The organism is Bradyrhizobium sp. AZCC 1719 (assembly GCF_036924525.1).
GTDB lineage: Bacteria > Pseudomonadota > Alphaproteobacteria > Rhizobiales > Xanthobacteraceae > Bradyrhizobium.
The window spans coordinates 5,036,993-5,050,833 of record NZ_JAZHRU010000001.1; the positions used below are offsets into that span (position 1 = coordinate 5,036,993).

Annotated in this window: 12 protein-coding genes and 1 tRNA gene; 7 read left to right on the forward strand and 6 right to left on the reverse strand. The window is 63.7% G+C overall.

The genetic code is table 11. The features are described 5' to 3' along the window. Nucleotides 1-63 precede the first annotated feature (63 nt). The 3 genes from V1292_RS23640 to V1292_RS23650 all read left to right on the forward strand — a co-directional run bounded on the left by V1292_RS23640 (nucleotide 64) and on the right by V1292_RS23650 (nucleotide 3,690). Nucleotides 64-759 (forward strand): hypothetical protein, encoded by a 696-nt coding sequence (locus tag V1292_RS23640; RefSeq protein ID WP_334375044.1) that lies wholly within the window; start codon nucleotides 64-66, stop codon nucleotides 757-759. Between the two features lie 123 nt (nucleotides 760-882). Beyond that, entirely contained in the window at nucleotides 883-1,653 is a 771-nt protein-coding gene (locus V1292_RS23645; RefSeq protein ID WP_334375045.1) for a gamma-glutamyl-gamma-aminobutyrate hydrolase family protein, read from the forward strand. Nucleotides 1,654-1,779: 126 nt separating this feature from the next. Beyond that, on the forward strand, nucleotides 1,780-3,690 hold the full coding sequence (locus tag V1292_RS23650) for a PAS domain-containing sensor histidine kinase (RefSeq protein WP_334375046.1): 1,911 nt from the start codon (nucleotides 1,780-1,782) through the stop codon (nucleotides 3,688-3,690). 1,114 nt (nucleotides 3,691-4,804) lie between these two features. Here V1292_RS23650 and V1292_RS23655 read toward each other — a convergent pair. From V1292_RS23655 to V1292_RS23670, 4 genes are all read right to left on the reverse strand, one after another. Next, nucleotides 4,805-5,581 (reverse strand): hypothetical protein, encoded by a 777-nt coding sequence (locus tag V1292_RS23655; RefSeq protein ID WP_334375047.1) that lies wholly within the window; start codon nucleotides 5,579-5,581, stop codon nucleotides 4,805-4,807. Between the two features lie 223 nt (nucleotides 5,582-5,804). Continuing rightward, complete coding sequence (locus V1292_RS23660) at nucleotides 5,805-6,344, reverse strand: DUF992 domain-containing protein (RefSeq protein ID WP_334375048.1); 540 nt, start codon at nucleotides 6,342-6,344, stop codon at nucleotides 5,805-5,807. A gap of 245 nt (nucleotides 6,345-6,589) precedes the next feature. Then, nucleotides 6,590-7,999, reverse strand: a complete 1,410-nt coding sequence (gene glnA, locus V1292_RS23665) for a type I glutamate--ammonia ligase (RefSeq protein ID WP_028345760.1) — start codon at nucleotides 7,997-7,999, stop codon at nucleotides 6,590-6,592. Nucleotides 8,000-8,136: 137 nt separating this feature from the next. Then, nucleotides 8,137-8,475 carry a P-II family nitrogen regulator gene (locus V1292_RS23670; RefSeq protein ID WP_027537227.1) on the reverse strand — a complete coding sequence of 113 codons (339 nt, stop codon included), beginning with the start codon at nucleotides 8,473-8,475 and terminating at the stop codon, nucleotides 8,137-8,139. A 412-nt stretch (nucleotides 8,476-8,887) separates the two neighbouring features. On the opposite strand from V1292_RS23670, the gene V1292_RS23675 reads away from it, so the two are divergent. Genes V1292_RS23675 through V1292_RS23685 form a run of 3 tightly spaced genes read left to right on the forward strand, consistent with a single transcriptional unit; the run spans nucleotide 8,888 to nucleotide 11,082 of the window. Beyond that, the gene (locus V1292_RS23675) at nucleotides 8,888-10,387 is read left to right on the forward strand and encodes an NAD(P)H-hydrate dehydratase (RefSeq protein ID WP_334375049.1); all 1,500 of its coding nucleotides are present in this window, start codon (nucleotides 8,888-8,890) and stop codon (nucleotides 10,385-10,387) included. Between the two features lie 52 nt (nucleotides 10,388-10,439). After that, the gene (locus V1292_RS23680; RefSeq protein ID WP_334377142.1) at nucleotides 10,440-10,727 is read left to right on the forward strand and encodes a type II toxin-antitoxin system RelE/ParE family toxin; all 288 of its coding nucleotides are present in this window, start codon (nucleotides 10,440-10,442) and stop codon (nucleotides 10,725-10,727) included. 1 nt (nucleotide 10,728) lies between these two features. After that, nucleotides 10,729-11,082 (forward strand): addiction module antidote protein, encoded by a 354-nt coding sequence (locus V1292_RS23685; RefSeq protein ID WP_334375050.1) that lies wholly within the window; start codon nucleotides 10,729-10,731, stop codon nucleotides 11,080-11,082. On the opposite strand, the gene V1292_RS23690 is transcribed toward V1292_RS23685, so the two are convergent. Together V1292_RS23690 and V1292_RS23695 are read right to left on the reverse strand one after the other, a co-directional pair. Then, nucleotides 11,079-12,164: an enolase C-terminal domain-like protein gene (locus V1292_RS23690; RefSeq protein ID WP_334375051.1), complete on the reverse strand. Its 1,086-nt coding sequence runs from the start codon at nucleotides 12,162-12,164 to the stop codon at nucleotides 11,079-11,081. The genes V1292_RS23685 and V1292_RS23690 overlap by 4 nt on opposite strands. A gap of 10 nt (nucleotides 12,165-12,174) precedes the next feature. Beyond that, entirely contained in the window at nucleotides 12,175-13,446 is a 1,272-nt protein-coding gene (locus V1292_RS23695; RefSeq protein ID WP_334375052.1) for a multicopper oxidase family protein, read from the reverse strand. 194 nt (nucleotides 13,447-13,640) lie between these two features. On the opposite strand from V1292_RS23695, the gene V1292_RS23700 reads away from it, so the two are divergent. After that, a tRNA-Leu gene (locus V1292_RS23700) sits at nucleotides 13,641-13,725 on the forward strand. Nucleotides 13,726-13,841: the final 116 nt, after the last annotated feature.

Below are 13,841 nucleotides of genomic sequence, written 5' to 3' on the forward strand. Positions count from 1 at the left end.
GACGCTGCCGCGTCCGGTATGCCAAGCGGTAGACGAATCCGATATGGCGCCGGCGAGGATGAGATGAATTTCAAATGGGTCGGCCCGATTGCGCTGCTGGCGGCGCTTGTGATCGGCGACCAGATCAGAATCAACCGTCCCGCCCACAAATATCGCCTGACGGTCGAGGTCGAGACGCCGGAGGGGCGCAGATCGGCATCTGGCGTGGTGGCCGTTCATCCCGATCGCAGTTACACCCGCCGTGGTCAGACCCGCACCGTCGGCGACGCCATTTTCGTCGATCTCGGGCAGGGCAAGAATCTTGTCGCGCTGCTCGCGCATGTCGACAACAACCTTGTCCTCGACGACATGAACTACGTGGCTCTGCGCGCCTATACGGCGGCGGCCGGCAAGCGGGTCTCTTTTAGCGAGATGAGCCGGTTGACCGGCGTCGTGACGGTAAAGGACGCGTTGATCCCGGTGCTCGTGACCTTTACCGATCCGGCCAACCCCGGCACCGCGCGGCGGGTAGCACCCGACGATGCCGAGGCGGTGCTCGGCAGTGGCTATCGCCTTCAGGAGATATCGGCTGAAGTGGTGCCGAACGGATATTGGCCGGTCGATTTCGGCGGCGCGCTGGGCGAGCCGGTCACGCGTGGAATTCAGGCGAAACTGCCGTGGCTGGGTGATGCTGGCAATTCGGCCGCTGCGGCGCTCCGGGCGGCCGGTTTGCCTGGTGTCGACGGCATCGACGCCCGGGAGGCTTTCACGCGAAAATAGCAGGGCAGGCCCGCAGGCCGCTGCCGGATATTGATCCGCCGCCGGCTCGCGGGCATTATCGTCTGCAATGGCGGCCCAACCCAGAAGGTCCTTGCACAAGACGATGACAGCGGAAAATTGGCGATGAGACGGCCCGTGGTCGGTGTGATCGGGAACGCTTATCGCGTCGAGAATCGTTTTCAGACCCAGATGGTCGGGGAGCGCAATTTGCGCGCGGTCACCGACGTGGCAGGGGCGCTGCCGCTGATGTTTGCGGGGTCGCCCGAGATTACCGACATCGGCGCGCTGCTCGACGTCGTCGATGGCATCGTGCTGACCGGGGCGCGGGCCAATGTCCATCCGACGCGCTTCAAGACCGAGCCGCACGAGAGGCACGAGCCCTACGACATCCACCGCGACGACGTCGCGCTGGCGCTGACGGAGGCCTGCGTTGCCCGCGGCGTGCCGATCTTCGGCATCTGCCGCGGCCTGCAGGAGATGAACGTCGCCTTCGGCGGCTCGTTGCATCCGGAAATCCGCGAGATCCCCGGCCGCATGAACCACCGCATGCCGCGGCTGGAGAACGGCGAAATCCATCCCGACCCGACGGTCGTGTTCGCCGACCGCCACGACGTCCACCTCACGCCCGGCGGCACCTTTGCGAGCCTGCTCGGCTGTGAAACCATCCGGGTGAATTCGCTGCACGGGCAGGGCATCCTCGAACCGGGGAGGCGCGTTGTCATCGAAGGCATTGCCGAGGACGGCACCATCGAAGCGATCCGGATCGCGGACGCGCCGAGCTTTGCGCTCGGCGTGCAGTGGCATGCCGAGTATGACCCGCAGCGCAACCCGATCAATCGCAAGCTGTTCGAGGCGTTCGGGGCGGCGCTCAAGGCGCACACGCGCGCGAGCTGATCGGACAGACCGCGACGGGGTGCGTCCCGGAGCGACCTGATCCGTAATCCTACGGGGCCGAAAAGATGGGACCGGCTCCGGGAAGTCGGTTAAGTCACCCATCATCTCTACACTGGTAAAGCCGCCATGACGCAACCAGGACGTCTCGCGCCGGCGATGATCTTGCTGGTCCTCGTGACGTCCTGCGTCGTGAGCGCAGTGACCTATTTCCTGGCGACGCGTGTCCCCTCGCTGGGGCCGCTGGCGATCATCGTCGGCGCCGCGCTGGCGAGCGCTGCAATCATCGGCCTGTTTGCGATTCTTGCTGCGGCGAGGCTTTGGCACAGGCTTTCCGATGTCGCGGGCCTTGCGGATGGGCGCAACGGAGCAGAGGAGGGACGCGCTGACCAGACGCTGATCGACAGCGAAATGGCGCAAGCCATTATCGAAGGCTCGCTCGACGCCTTTGTCCAGACCGATGAGCGCTGCGTCATCCTCGGCTGGAGCCCGCATGCCGAGGCCCTGATGGGATGGACGCGTACTGAGGCTGTCGGCCGGAGCGTGGACGAACTGGTCTTTCCGGAATCGCAGCGCGCCGTGCACCGGCAATGGGTCGACCGTTTCCTGAGCGAGGCGGCGGGCGACGCCGCCGGAGGACGCTACGAAACGCCGCTGCTGCACAAGGACGGCCACGAATTTTTCGCCGAAGTATCGCTCACGGCACTGCGCCGCGGCGAAGGCACCATCATCAACGCCTTCGTCAGGGACATCACCGCCAAGCGCGCCGCGGAGGAGCAGTTGTTCCAGGCGCAGAAGATGGAATCGGTCGGGCAACTGACCGGGGGCATCGCCCATGACTTCAACAATGTGCTGACCGTGATCACGGGCACGATCGAAATCCTGGCCGACGGCGTCAAGCATGATCCGGCGCTCGCCTCGATCGCCCGAATGATCGGCGATGCCGCCGATCGCGCATCCCAGCTCACGGCCAACTTGCTGGCCTTTGCCCGCAAACAGCCGCTGCGTCCGCGCGAGACCGACGTCAATGCGCTGGTCGAGGAGGTGGTGCAACTGCTGGCGCCGACGCTCGGACGACAGATTCAAATCGAAACCGCATTGAGCGATCAGGTCTGGCCGGCTTTGGTCGACGGCAGCCAGCTCTCCTCCGCCCTCGTCAATCTCGCGATCAACGCCCGGGACGCCATGCCCGATGGCGGCAGGCTGCTGTTCAGGACGGGAAATCTTACGCGCGGTGAGCATGCCGCCGACATCGGCGGGCTCGGCGCGGGCGCCTATGTCGTGATCGAGGTGATCGATACCGGCGCCGGCATTCCACCCGCGATACGCGGCAGGATTTTCGAGCCATTCTTTTCGACCAAGCAGTTCGGCGTGGGCACGGGACTTGGGCTGAGCATGGTGTTCGGATTTGCAAAGCAATCCGGCGGCAGCGTCGTGGTCGAGAGCGAGGAGGGCAAGGGTGCCTGCTTCCGCATCCTTCTCCCCAAGGCCGATACCGAGCCTTCGGATGCGCTTGCCGCGAGCGATGCACCGCCGGAGGCAGATGGCGAATTGCGCAGCGGAGGCGAACTGCGTGGCGGAACGGAAACCATCCTCTGCGTGGAGGATGACGACGTGGTGCGGGCGCATGTCGTCGGCCGGCTTGAAAGCCTCGGCTACACGGTCATTGCCGCCGCCAGCGCGGCGCAGGCGCTCGAATTGGTCAAATCCGGTGTGGCATTCGATCTTCTCTTCACCGACATCGTCATGCCCGGCGCGATCAACGGCCGGCAGCTTGCGGAGGAGGTCGCCAAGCTGCGCCGGCCGCTCCGGGTGCTCTATACGTCCGGCCACACCTTCGATGCCTTTGGTTCGAGCGAGCGCCTCGGTGAGGGCGTGCTGTTGCTCGCCAAGCCGTACCGCAAGGCCGAACTGGCGCGCATGGTGCGCCTCTGCCTCGACCGCGCGATCGACCACATGGGCGACCCGATCCCGCTGCCATATTCGGTGCAGGAGGACGTCGATCGCTTCCTGAAGGAAAATCCGCTGAGGCGGGAGTAGGGCACGACAGCTGGCTCGCAATGACGAGGAAGTCGCGACGCACACACCATCGTCATCCCCGCGAGGGCGGGGATCCAGTACTCCGCCGCTTCTCGGTTCAATCACTGACGTCTCTGGAAATACTGGGTCACCCGCTTTCGCGGGTGACGACAACTGAGTATGACTTCGCGATCTCGCGACATGAACTGCCCGAGCTTTGCTGGATAACTTCTCGCCCTCTCCAATTAGAGGGCGCAGGGAAGACCGGGTGCTTGCTGCACCCGCGGTCTCGTGTGCAATTGCGCATAAAGGAAACGCACACGAGCATACAGGTACAGCAGGAGCAGCCCGGCCTTCCCTGCGCAATGGCTTTACGGCTTACTTCGCGCTCTTCCCGGAGAACGGCTCTTTTGCCTCCGTCGCCACGCAGAAACTTCCGCGTAACTTAACGCCAGCACCGCGGCGCCCGAACCACACGACTTCGCCGTACGCTCCCGTCTTCGCCAAGAGGCTTCGCCGGGTTTGGTACCGGTCCGCCGAAGCTTTAGCGAAGGCGGATCCGGCGCCTACGTCTCGCGCCTTCCGCGTCCATCGCATCTCACCGCACGGTCGTGACGATCGCGAGCGCCCCTCAATGGGTGAGACGGGCAGAGTTATGCGACTGATTTGCCTCTTGCGTTAAGCGGAATATTTTTGATTCCTAGGCTTGACACGATTTCGGAAAATCAGAATTGATTTGCCCGTCGTGTTGATTTGTCGCAGCCCAGGCATGAGATCGCGCTTGCAAGCTAGGCAAATCAGTAAGTGGTCCCGTAGGGTGGGCAAAGCCACCGGGTCGCGCGAATGCGCGCCCGATGACAGGCTCCGCGTGCCCACCATCAAGGAACGCGCTCGATGATGAAGGGTGGGCACGCTTCGCTTTGCCCACCCTACCGCAAAGACAAAAGGCGCCCGAATGCAGGCGCCTTTCGCATCCTGCGACAATGATCCCGGCGGCAAGCCGCCGACTAGCAAGTAACCCGCATGGGCGCAACGATATGCGGGGATGGCGGCAATCCCGGGTGTCGCTGCGCTCACCCGGGCTACGCTTGCTGCATTGGAGGTCGTGGCGAAGCGCGATTGCGGTGCCGTTGGTCTAACGCAAACCCAAGCTTTGCAGAAGCGACGGTGTCTGGGCATTTTGCACAGCCTGCTCCTGTGCCCGCGGGTCCGGCACGGGCGCGATCTGTACCGGTGCATTTTGCTCTTCCCGGACCCTTGCTCGGGGATGTCGCTGGGACCGGATCTCCGCTCGCGCATTGTGCACGGACCGGGCCCGTCGATGTTTCTTCGTTGGCTGGGCCTGAACTGGGGCATCTTGCGCAACCTGCACTGGGGCATCTTGCGCGGGCTGTACGGGTACGACCTGTGCCCGTGTATCTTCCTGTGCCCGTGCATCTTCCCTGGCCGCCCAGGCTTCGAATTCCTTCAACAAGGATTCGGCCGGTGGTTGACCGGTCACGGTTTGATTCTGATCGGCAGGTTCAGAAGCTGCTGCAATTTCGTCGTGCGCCGACACATCGCTTGTCTTCGGCGGCGAGTCCTGAGTGCCGGCGATTGATTGAACTGCTGGCGCCGACGAATCGGCGTCAGACTGAAGCGCCGGTTTTTCGACCCACATAGCCGTGACGTTCTCAACGAGCGCGACTGGATCTCCCACCGATAGGATCGCGATACCGATCGCTGTCGCCGTTACAGCCCAAATACTCGCCTTGAGGATTCGCGACGAGATAGCCGCTCTGTTCAAAGCCTTCCCGATATCCGGCTGCGCGATTTTTTCGGTATGTTCGGACAGAAAGAGAGGAGAACGATCCGGCGGGAATCCGTCTTTTGTCGCCATTGGCTGATGTCGCCTCTTGTTGTTCTTGTCCACCAGTACGCTGCCAGCGAGGTCTAAAAGCGACAATCACCGCCACGATTTGGGAGAAGTCTTGATTTCAATGGGATTTGGGAACCGCAAGATCACGCGGAAGCCCGGTTAGCGTTGAGCAAGACCGGAAATGAAAACAAAAGGCGCCCGAATGCAGGCGCCTTTCGCATCTTGCGACAATGATCCCGGCGGCAAGCCGCCGACTAGTTCACCAGCGATGATGTCGTCACTGGGGCGCGCGGCGTGCGGGCGCGGACGCGGCGGCCGGCCGCAGCTCCATTGTGGATACGCCTGCCGCAATATTCACGCCCGTCTGCCCCTGCACGGATAGCGGCTGCATCATTACAGTGCGGTCCGAGCCTCCAACCAGGACGTTGGCACTCGCTCCGGCGCCGACCGTGCCGCCAGCAGTCGCACCCGTATAGGTTCCCGCCAATGCCGCCCGGCGCAGCGTGGTCGGCGCAAAAATCGCCCAGGCCAACTGGCCGCCGGTCGTGGCGCCGATGTCAAGGCCAAGCGTGCTGACGGTGCCCTCATAAGCCTCGCGCCCCCTGCCTCTCGATGACGCATAGACGCAGCTCAATTGCCGCTGGCCCCCGATAACCATGCCGACACCCGGCGCGATGTTGCAGGTGAGCGTGCCGACCCTCGTCCGCCCGGTGTCCTGAGCCGTGGCCGGCGGAGCCATGGCGAGGGCGAGCGCGAGAGCGACGCATGTGGTCGCGAGACTATTCAAGGTTGTTCTATTCAGGGTTGCTTTGTTCATGGGCGGCGTCCTCCTTCGACGCATTCTGGTGGACCCCCTCAACGCGCAGCGACATTGCGAGGTTCCTGCCGGCCTTAGAGCGCTTGCGGCCATATGAGCGGAATTCGCGGCGCAGTTGGCCGTATGAGTATGCGAACGAGGCGGCCGAAGCGCCTGATTTTCCTCCGCAAAAACAAAAGGCGCCCCTCGGGAGCGCCTTTTGCATTGTCGGACGGTGATACTGGCGGCGCGAGCGCCGCGCGCCATCACTGCGAATAATACATCTCGAACTCGACTGGGTGCGGGGTCATTTCGAAGCGCTCGACTTCGGTCATCTTCAGCTCGATGAAGCTGTCGATGAAGTCGTCGTCGAACACGCCGCCGTTCTTGAGGAAGGCGCGGTCCTTGTCGAGATTTTCCAGCGCCTCGCGCAAGGAGCCGCACACGGTCGGGATCTGCTTCAGCTCTTCCTTCGGCAGGTCGTAGAGGTCCTTGTCCATCGCCGGACCCGGATCGATCTTGTTCTTGATGCCGTCGAGGCCGGCCATCAGCATCGCGGCGAAGCCGAGATAGGGGTTGGCCATCGGGTCGGGGAAACGAACCTCGACGCGCTTGGCCTTCGGGTTCGCCGTATACGGGATGCGGCAGGAGGCCGAGCGGTTGCGCGCGGAGTAGGCGAGCAGCACGGGGGCTTCATAGCCGGGGACCAGGCGCTTGTAGGAGTTGGTCGACGGGTTGGTGAAGGCGTTGATCGCCTTGGCGTGCTTGATGATGCCGCCGATATAGTGGAGGCAGGTCTCCGAGAGGTCGGCATATTTGTTGCCGGCGAACACCGGCTTGCCGTCCTTCCAGATCGACTGGTGGCAGTGCATGCCCGAGCCGTTGTCGCCGTAGACCGGCTTCGGCATGAAGGTGGCGGTCTTGCCGTAGATATGCGCGACCTGGTGGATGCAGTATTTGTAGATCTGCATCTGGTCGGCCATCAGCGTCATGGTGTCGAACTTCATGCCGAGCTCGTGCTGGGCGGAAGCGACCTCATGGTGATGCTTTTCGACCTTGACGCCCATCTTGGCCATCGCGCCGAGCATTTCCGAACGCATGTCCTGCACCGAGTCCTGCGGCGGGACCGGGAAGTAGCCGGCCTTGGTGCGGATGCGGTGGCCAAGGTTGCCGCCCTCATACTCGGTGTCCGAATTGATCGGCAGTTCCGAGGAATCGAGCTTGAAGCCGGTGTTGTAGGGGGTGGTCTGGTAGCGCACGTCGTCGAACACGAAGAACTCGGCTTCCGGTCCGAAGAACACGGTGTCGCCGACGCCCGATGATTTCACCATCGCCTCGGCCTTCTTGGCGATGCCGCGGGGGTCGCGGTTGTAGGGCTCGCCGGTGGTCGGCTCGAGCACGTCGCACACGATGACCATGGTGGTCTCGGCGAAGAACGGGTCGATCGTCGCGGTCACCGGATCGGGCATCAGGCACATGTCGGATTCATTGATCGCCTTCCAGCCGGCGATCGAGGAGCCGTCGAACATCTGACCTTCGGCAAAGGTGTCCTCTTCGATCATGCTGACGTCGAAGGTCACGTGCTGCCACTTGCCGCGCGGATCGGTGAAGCGCAGGTCGACGTATTTTACGTCGTTGTCCTTGATCGATTTCAGGACGTCTTTAGCGGTCTTCATGAATACCCCTTTTGGCTTACGGGACGGTTTCCGGAGCGCGACATTTCGCAGACGATCAAGGCATCGCGAACGAAATCAGGCCGCGGAAGCAGCCCTTTTCTTGTTTTTCAGTCGCAAACTTTCGGATAGCACCCGGCTCAGATAGCGTCCAGCCCGGATTCTCCGGTTCTGATCCGGATCGCTTCCTCGATATTGGAGACGAAGATCTTGCCGTCGCCGATGCGCCCGGTCTGGGCGGCGCGGCGGATCGCGTCGATCGCCTTCTCGACCAGCTCGTCCGAAATCACGATCTCGATTTTCACCTTGGGCAGGAAGTCCACGATGTATTCCGCACCGCGATAGAGCTCGGCGTGTCCCTTCTGCCGGCCGAACCCCTTGGCCTCGGTGACCGTGATGCCCTGCAGTCCGACTTCCTGAAGCGCCTCTTTCACCTCGTCGAGCTTGAATGGCTTGATGATGGCTTCAATCTTCTTCACTGAGCGCCTCCCGGGCATTTCCAAATTGCAGAGTGCAGATAGCTTCGATGTCGCAGCCTGGTGAACTTACCTGGCGCCGTCTGGTTTGATCCTTGCATCCGGCAAAGCCGGAACTGCTGCATGATTGCAAAGCCGGAACTGCTCATAATTTGCCGCTGACTGCGACCATCCTGAGCTCGGCTTTCCAACCGGCTTCCTCAAAAGCAGGGTCTATGCCAAGTTGTTAATGCGGCTGATTTCGGAACGTTATCAGACTTTTAACAGGCAAGTGAGAGAGGTTCACCGGCGGCTAGCATGATAGCGAAGCTTACAAAATAGGCAAACCGATCATTTCGTGTGCAGACGAGGCGAGGCAGGCCACCGGGCGACGGGGATATGCCTCCAGAAAAGGCGGACGGATCGAGGAATCGGCATGGAAGTTTTGACCACGACCGAGATGGAGCGGGCCGACCGGCTGACGATCGCCGGCGGAACGCCCGGCTTCGCGCTGATGATGAGCGCCGGCCAGGCCGTGGCGGAGGCCGCGATGAATCTCGTCGAGGAGGGGCCGATCGTCGTGGTCGCCGGCCGCGGCAATAATGGCGGCGACGGCTTTGTGGCGGCCGCCGAACTCGCCGCACGCGGGCGCGAGGTTTCCGTCATCCTGCTGTGCGAGCGGGACAGCCTGCAGGGGGATGCCGCGCTCGCCGCGCGCGGCTGGAAATATCCGGTGCTGCCGTTCAACCCACAGGCGATCGGCAAGCCGGCCCTGATCATCGACGCGCTGTTCGGCGCAGGTCTCAATCGTCCGGTCAAGGGCGATCCGCTCGAGATGATCGAGGCGATCAACGCCAACGGCGCGCCGGTGCTGGCCGTCGACCTGCCGAGCGGCATCAACGGTACCACGGGCGCGATGATGGGCGCGGCGATCGACGCCGTCGAAACCGTCACCTTCTTCCGCCGCAAGCCGGCGCATCTGTTGATGCCCGGGCGCAAGCATTGCGGCCGCGTCCGCGTCGCCGAGATCGGCATCGATGCGCATGTGCTTGAGGAGATGCGGCCGCAGACGTTCGAGAACGTTCCGCAGAGCTGGCAAAAATCCTTTCCGGTGCCTTCCATCGACGGCCACAAATATGCCCGCGGCCACGCCGTCGTGCTGTCGGGGGAACTGGCGTCGACGGGTGCGGCGCGGCTGGCGGCCCGTGGCGCGCTGCGGGCAGGGGCCGGCCTCGTCACCGTGGCCTCGCCGCGCGATGCGCTCGCCGTCAATGCCGCGGCGCTGACGGCGGTGATGGTTCGCGCGGTCGATAACGTGGTCCAATTCGCCGACCTTGTGGGCGACAGGCGGCTCAATTCCATCGTGATCGGGCCGGGCGCCGGCATCGGCGCCCGGACGCGCGATTTCGTCCATACGGCGCTTTCGACGAAACGGGGCCTCGTGCTCGACGCTGACGCGCTGACGAGTTTTGCAGAAGCGCCGGAGCGGCTGTTTGAGCAGATCAGGGCGAGCGAAGATCCGCAGGTCGTTCTGACCCCGCATGAGGGCGAGTTTCCGCGCCTGTTCAGCGACATCAGCAACAAGCACCCCGGCCGTTCGAAGCTGGAGCGGGTGCGCGACGCCGCCCAGCGCTCCAGCGCGGTGGTGCTGCTGAAGGGACCGGACACGGTGGTGGCTTCGCCCGACGGGCGCGCCAGCATCGCGTCGAATGCGCCGCCCTGGCTCGCGACGGCGGGAGCCGGCGATGTGTTGGCCGGCATGATCGCGGGGATGCTGGCGCAAGGCGTGCCGGCCTATGAAGCCGCCTGCATCGGCGTCTGGATGCACGGTGAAGCCGCGGGCGAGGCAGGGCCGGGCCTTATTGCAGAGGATTTGCCGGAGGTGCTGCCGGCAGTGTTCCGGCGGCTCTATGACGAGTTGGGGGTCGAATACTAAGCCCGCGATTGATTATTAAAAGGTTGTAGTCTATAAACTACGCGCGCTTGAGCTGAGGCAGACAGAGACGTTTCGAAAGTGGCGCCTGCGGCTCAGGGATCACCGAGTCCGCGCGATTATCGCGTCGCGGTTGGATCGGCTGGCACAAGGGCACGCAGGCGATGCTGAGCCGGTTGGCGAGGGCGTCAGCGAACTCCGTATCCACCACGGCCCCGGTTACCGCGTCTATTTTCAGCAGCGGGGAAACACGATCATTGTTCTGCTTTGCGGGGGCGACAAGAGCGCGCAGACGAAAGACATCAGGACAGCAAAACGGCTTGCCGCGGAATGGAGTGAATGAGATGGGCGAAAGGCTGACTACTTATGATCCGGCTGAGGATTTGCTTTCTGACGAGGCCATCGCCGTGTTTATGGAGGAGGCCTTCAAGACCGAGGATGCCGGCTATATCGCTCATGCCCTTGGTGTCGTTGCCCGCGCCAAGGGCATGACGGAGATCGCCAAGGAGACCGGACTTTCACGCGAACAGCTCTATCGTTCGTTCAGCGCAAAAGGCAACCCGACCTTGAAGACGACAATTGCCGTGATGAAGGCGCTGGGGGTTGAACTCTCGGCCAAGTCCCACGTCACTGAAGAGGCGGCCGTCGCTGTCCGACACAAGAGCCGCCGCGCCGGTTCATCGCGTCGCCTTGGCTAACTGGCGAGATACTTCGCCACCGCCGTCTCATTCCACGCCAGCCCCAGCCCCGGTCCACGCGCGGTGACCGTGCCATCGACGATCTTGGCGGGATGGGCAAGGATGACGCTGGCGAAATCCATAAATTCGAGCCAGTGCGCGGTCGGCGTCACCGCCAGCATGTGGGCGCTGGCTTCGGCGAAGAGATGGCTCGACATCGGGATGTTGGCGGCTTCGGCTTGGGCGGCGACCTGCAACCAGCCGGTGACGCCGCCGCACTTCATCAGATCGGGCATGATGAAATCGCTGGCGCCTAGCGCGATCGCTTCCGCAAAGCCGCGCGGGAACCACCAGTTCTCGCCGGCCTGAATCGGCGTCGGCGAAGTCTCGCGGACCTTGGCGTGTCCCGAGAGGTTTTCCTGCGGCACGGGTTCTTCGATCCAGTGCAAATCGTAGGGCGCGAGGCGAGCGATCCGGCGCGCGGCTTCCGCGGGATCGAGCGACTGGTTGAAGTCGATCATCAGCGCGATGTCGGGGCCGATGAGCGCGCGCAGGCCCTTGACGACGCGTTCGTCATTGGCGGCATCGCCATCGCCGCCCTTGATCTTGATGCCGCGAAACCCCTGCTCCAGCGAGCGGCGCAGCGCTCTTTCGTCCGCCACCGGATCGACCACGCCATAGCTGTCATAGGCCCGGATCGGTTTTGGCGAACCGCCGAGCAGTTCAACCACTGGCTTGCCGGCCAACTGGCCGAGCGCGTCCCAATAGGCCATGTCGAGGCCGGACACCGCCATGCCGACCAGGCCCTGCCAGCCGAGCAGGCGGAATTTTGCGTCCATTGCCGCCATCAGATCGTAGGGCGCAACCGGCTGGCCTACGAGTTCGCGCCCGATCTCTTCGATCAGGTGCACCAGCGGCTTCAGCGTCAGCTTGCTGTAGGCGAAAATGTAGGAGTGACCTGCAACGCCCTGATCGGTCTCGACATCGATCAGGACCAACGGGCCCACATCGATCACGCCGAAGGCGTTCTTCACGGGGCGGGCGAGCGGCACGACGAGCGCTCGCGCCTTGACGCTGCGGATGGCGGGAATCGGCTTGCTCATGGCTTGCTCCTCATTCGACTGCGTACCATCGCACCAGCCGCGGTGCCGCCCAGTCGGTCGCGACGGATTCGATCAGCCAGCGGCCGGCATGTTCGGCGGCAAAGGCGATGCGCTGGGTCTGGCCGGGCTCGATCGCCAGCGTATCCAGCCAGAACGGCTTCCAGCCGTCGTCGAGCCGGTCCAGCAGGCGGAAGTGATGGCCGTGAAGGTGGAAGACGGTGGCGACCGCGGCGCGGTTGGTGAGCGCCAGCACCACGGTGCGGCCTTTCCTGGCGCGGAAGGCGGGCGGGGCACTCACGGCAAAATTGGCTGGCGTCATCCAGTCGCCGGAAGGTCCGCCCAGCGCAACATCGATCCGGATCGCCCCCTTGAGGTCGAGGCGCTCGGGCAGGCCGTTGGAGGGTAGCGGCGGGGCGGGTGGCAGCGGGGCCGCGCGGACCGGCGGTTCGCTGGAGACGACAAGCTTGCCGATCGGGCGGGCTTCCTTGCCATCATGCAGCGGGATCGCATGGGTCGTGCCTGCCGGAGCGGTCAAATCGATGAAGGCGTCGACCCGTCCGCCCGGCGCCAGTACCAGCGCGCCATTGCGGGCCTGGAACGGCTCCGATGGCTGACTGTCGATGGCCATGACCCGGACGTCGAGCCCTTCCAGTTTGATAGCCATAACAGAGCGTTGGCAGCCGCTGATAATGCGGAGCCTGATCCGTTCGTTGGTCCGACCTGAGAGTTCGAGCGAAGTCTGGCCGTTAATCGTATGGAGGGGCGAGGTGTCCTTCGGATCGATTCCCGGCGCGATCGCTGTTCCATCGGGCCTTGCCTGCCAGTCCTCGATCAGAAGCACCTCGTCGCGGTCGACGGCGACCGCCTCGGTTTCGCGAACGATCAACGGCCGTGCCCGCGTTGGTTGTGCCTGTCGATCACCAAGCAGCCCGGGGTCGCAGAGGAAGGTCCCGGCGTGGCGCAGGGGAAGCTGCAAGGTGGTCTTGCCACCGCTTGTGAGGGCCGTGCGCGCCGTGAGGGGGGCGTGAGCCGGAACGCCGTCCATACCCCGCCAGTTGAGGACGACCGGCACCGGCAGCTCATTGGCAAAGGCGATCTCGGCCGTCTCGCCACGCTTGAAAGTGAGGTCGGGTCCTTGCAGCGACCAGACCGGCGCGGACGTACCGCCCGGCCGGAGTGCGAGGGTCTCCGGCTTGGCCTGTAAGGTCAGCGGGGGAGTTGCCTGGGCTGCACCGGAAACCGGCCATATCGGGGCCAGCGCGGCGGCGCCCAGCCCGGCCATCAGCTCGCGTCGATCTAACGTTGATTTGGGGCTTGCCATCGGACCGATGTGGACCATTTTCTGATGTGCCTGTCCTAGCTGTGACGCCTTGCCCCGGGGCTGTCAAAAAGGGCCATTTTTTTGCTGCGGAGGTGTAGGCTCATGTTATAAGCCCGCCGCCCGCGGCATCGCGGCCGGGTATGGATGGTTTTCACGCGGGCGTGGCGGAACTGGTAGACGCGCTGGATTTAGGTTCCAGTGACGAAAGTTGTGGGGGTTCGAGTCCCTCCGCCCGCACCAAGCGCTCTATCCAAGCGTTTGCATGACGAATACTGGAGGGCTTGCCTCCCCCTATGGGGGAGCCAAGGTCAGCCGAACCACCGGCGCAGGGCTGCAAGGCTTGCGCGTCGAACAAA

Excerpts from the sequence above, each read along its gene's own strand:
- V1292_RS23640 (WP_334375044.1), top strand. The coding sequence starts at position 64 with ATGAATTTCAAATGGGTCGGCCCGATTGCGCTGCTGGCGGCGCTTGTG.
- V1292_RS23645 (WP_334375045.1), top strand. The coding sequence starts at position 883 with ATGAGACGGCCCGTGGTCGGTGTGATCGGGAACGCTTATCGCGTCGAG.
- V1292_RS23650 (WP_334375046.1), top strand. The coding sequence starts at position 1,780 with ATGACGCAACCAGGACGTCTCGCGCCGGCGATGATCTTGCTGGTCCTC.
- V1292_RS23660 (WP_334375048.1), bottom strand. The coding sequence starts at position 6,344 with ATGAACAAAGCAACCCTGAATAGAACAACCTTGAATAGTCTCGCGACC.
- glnA (WP_028345760.1), bottom strand. The coding sequence starts at position 7,999 with ATGAAGACCGCTAAAGACGTCCTGAAATCGATCAAGGACAACGACGTA.
- V1292_RS23675 (WP_334375049.1), top strand. The coding sequence starts at position 8,888 with ATGGAAGTTTTGACCACGACCGAGATGGAGCGGGCCGACCGGCTGACG.
- V1292_RS23685 (WP_334375050.1), top strand. The coding sequence starts at position 10,729 with ATGGGCGAAAGGCTGACTACTTATGATCCGGCTGAGGATTTGCTTTCT.
- V1292_RS23690 (WP_334375051.1), bottom strand. The coding sequence starts at position 12,164 with ATGAGCAAGCCGATTCCCGCCATCCGCAGCGTCAAGGCGCGAGCGCTC.
- V1292_RS23695 (WP_334375052.1), bottom strand. The coding sequence starts at position 13,446 with ATGGCCGGGCTGGGCGCCGCCGCGCTGGCCCCGATATGGCCGGTTTCC.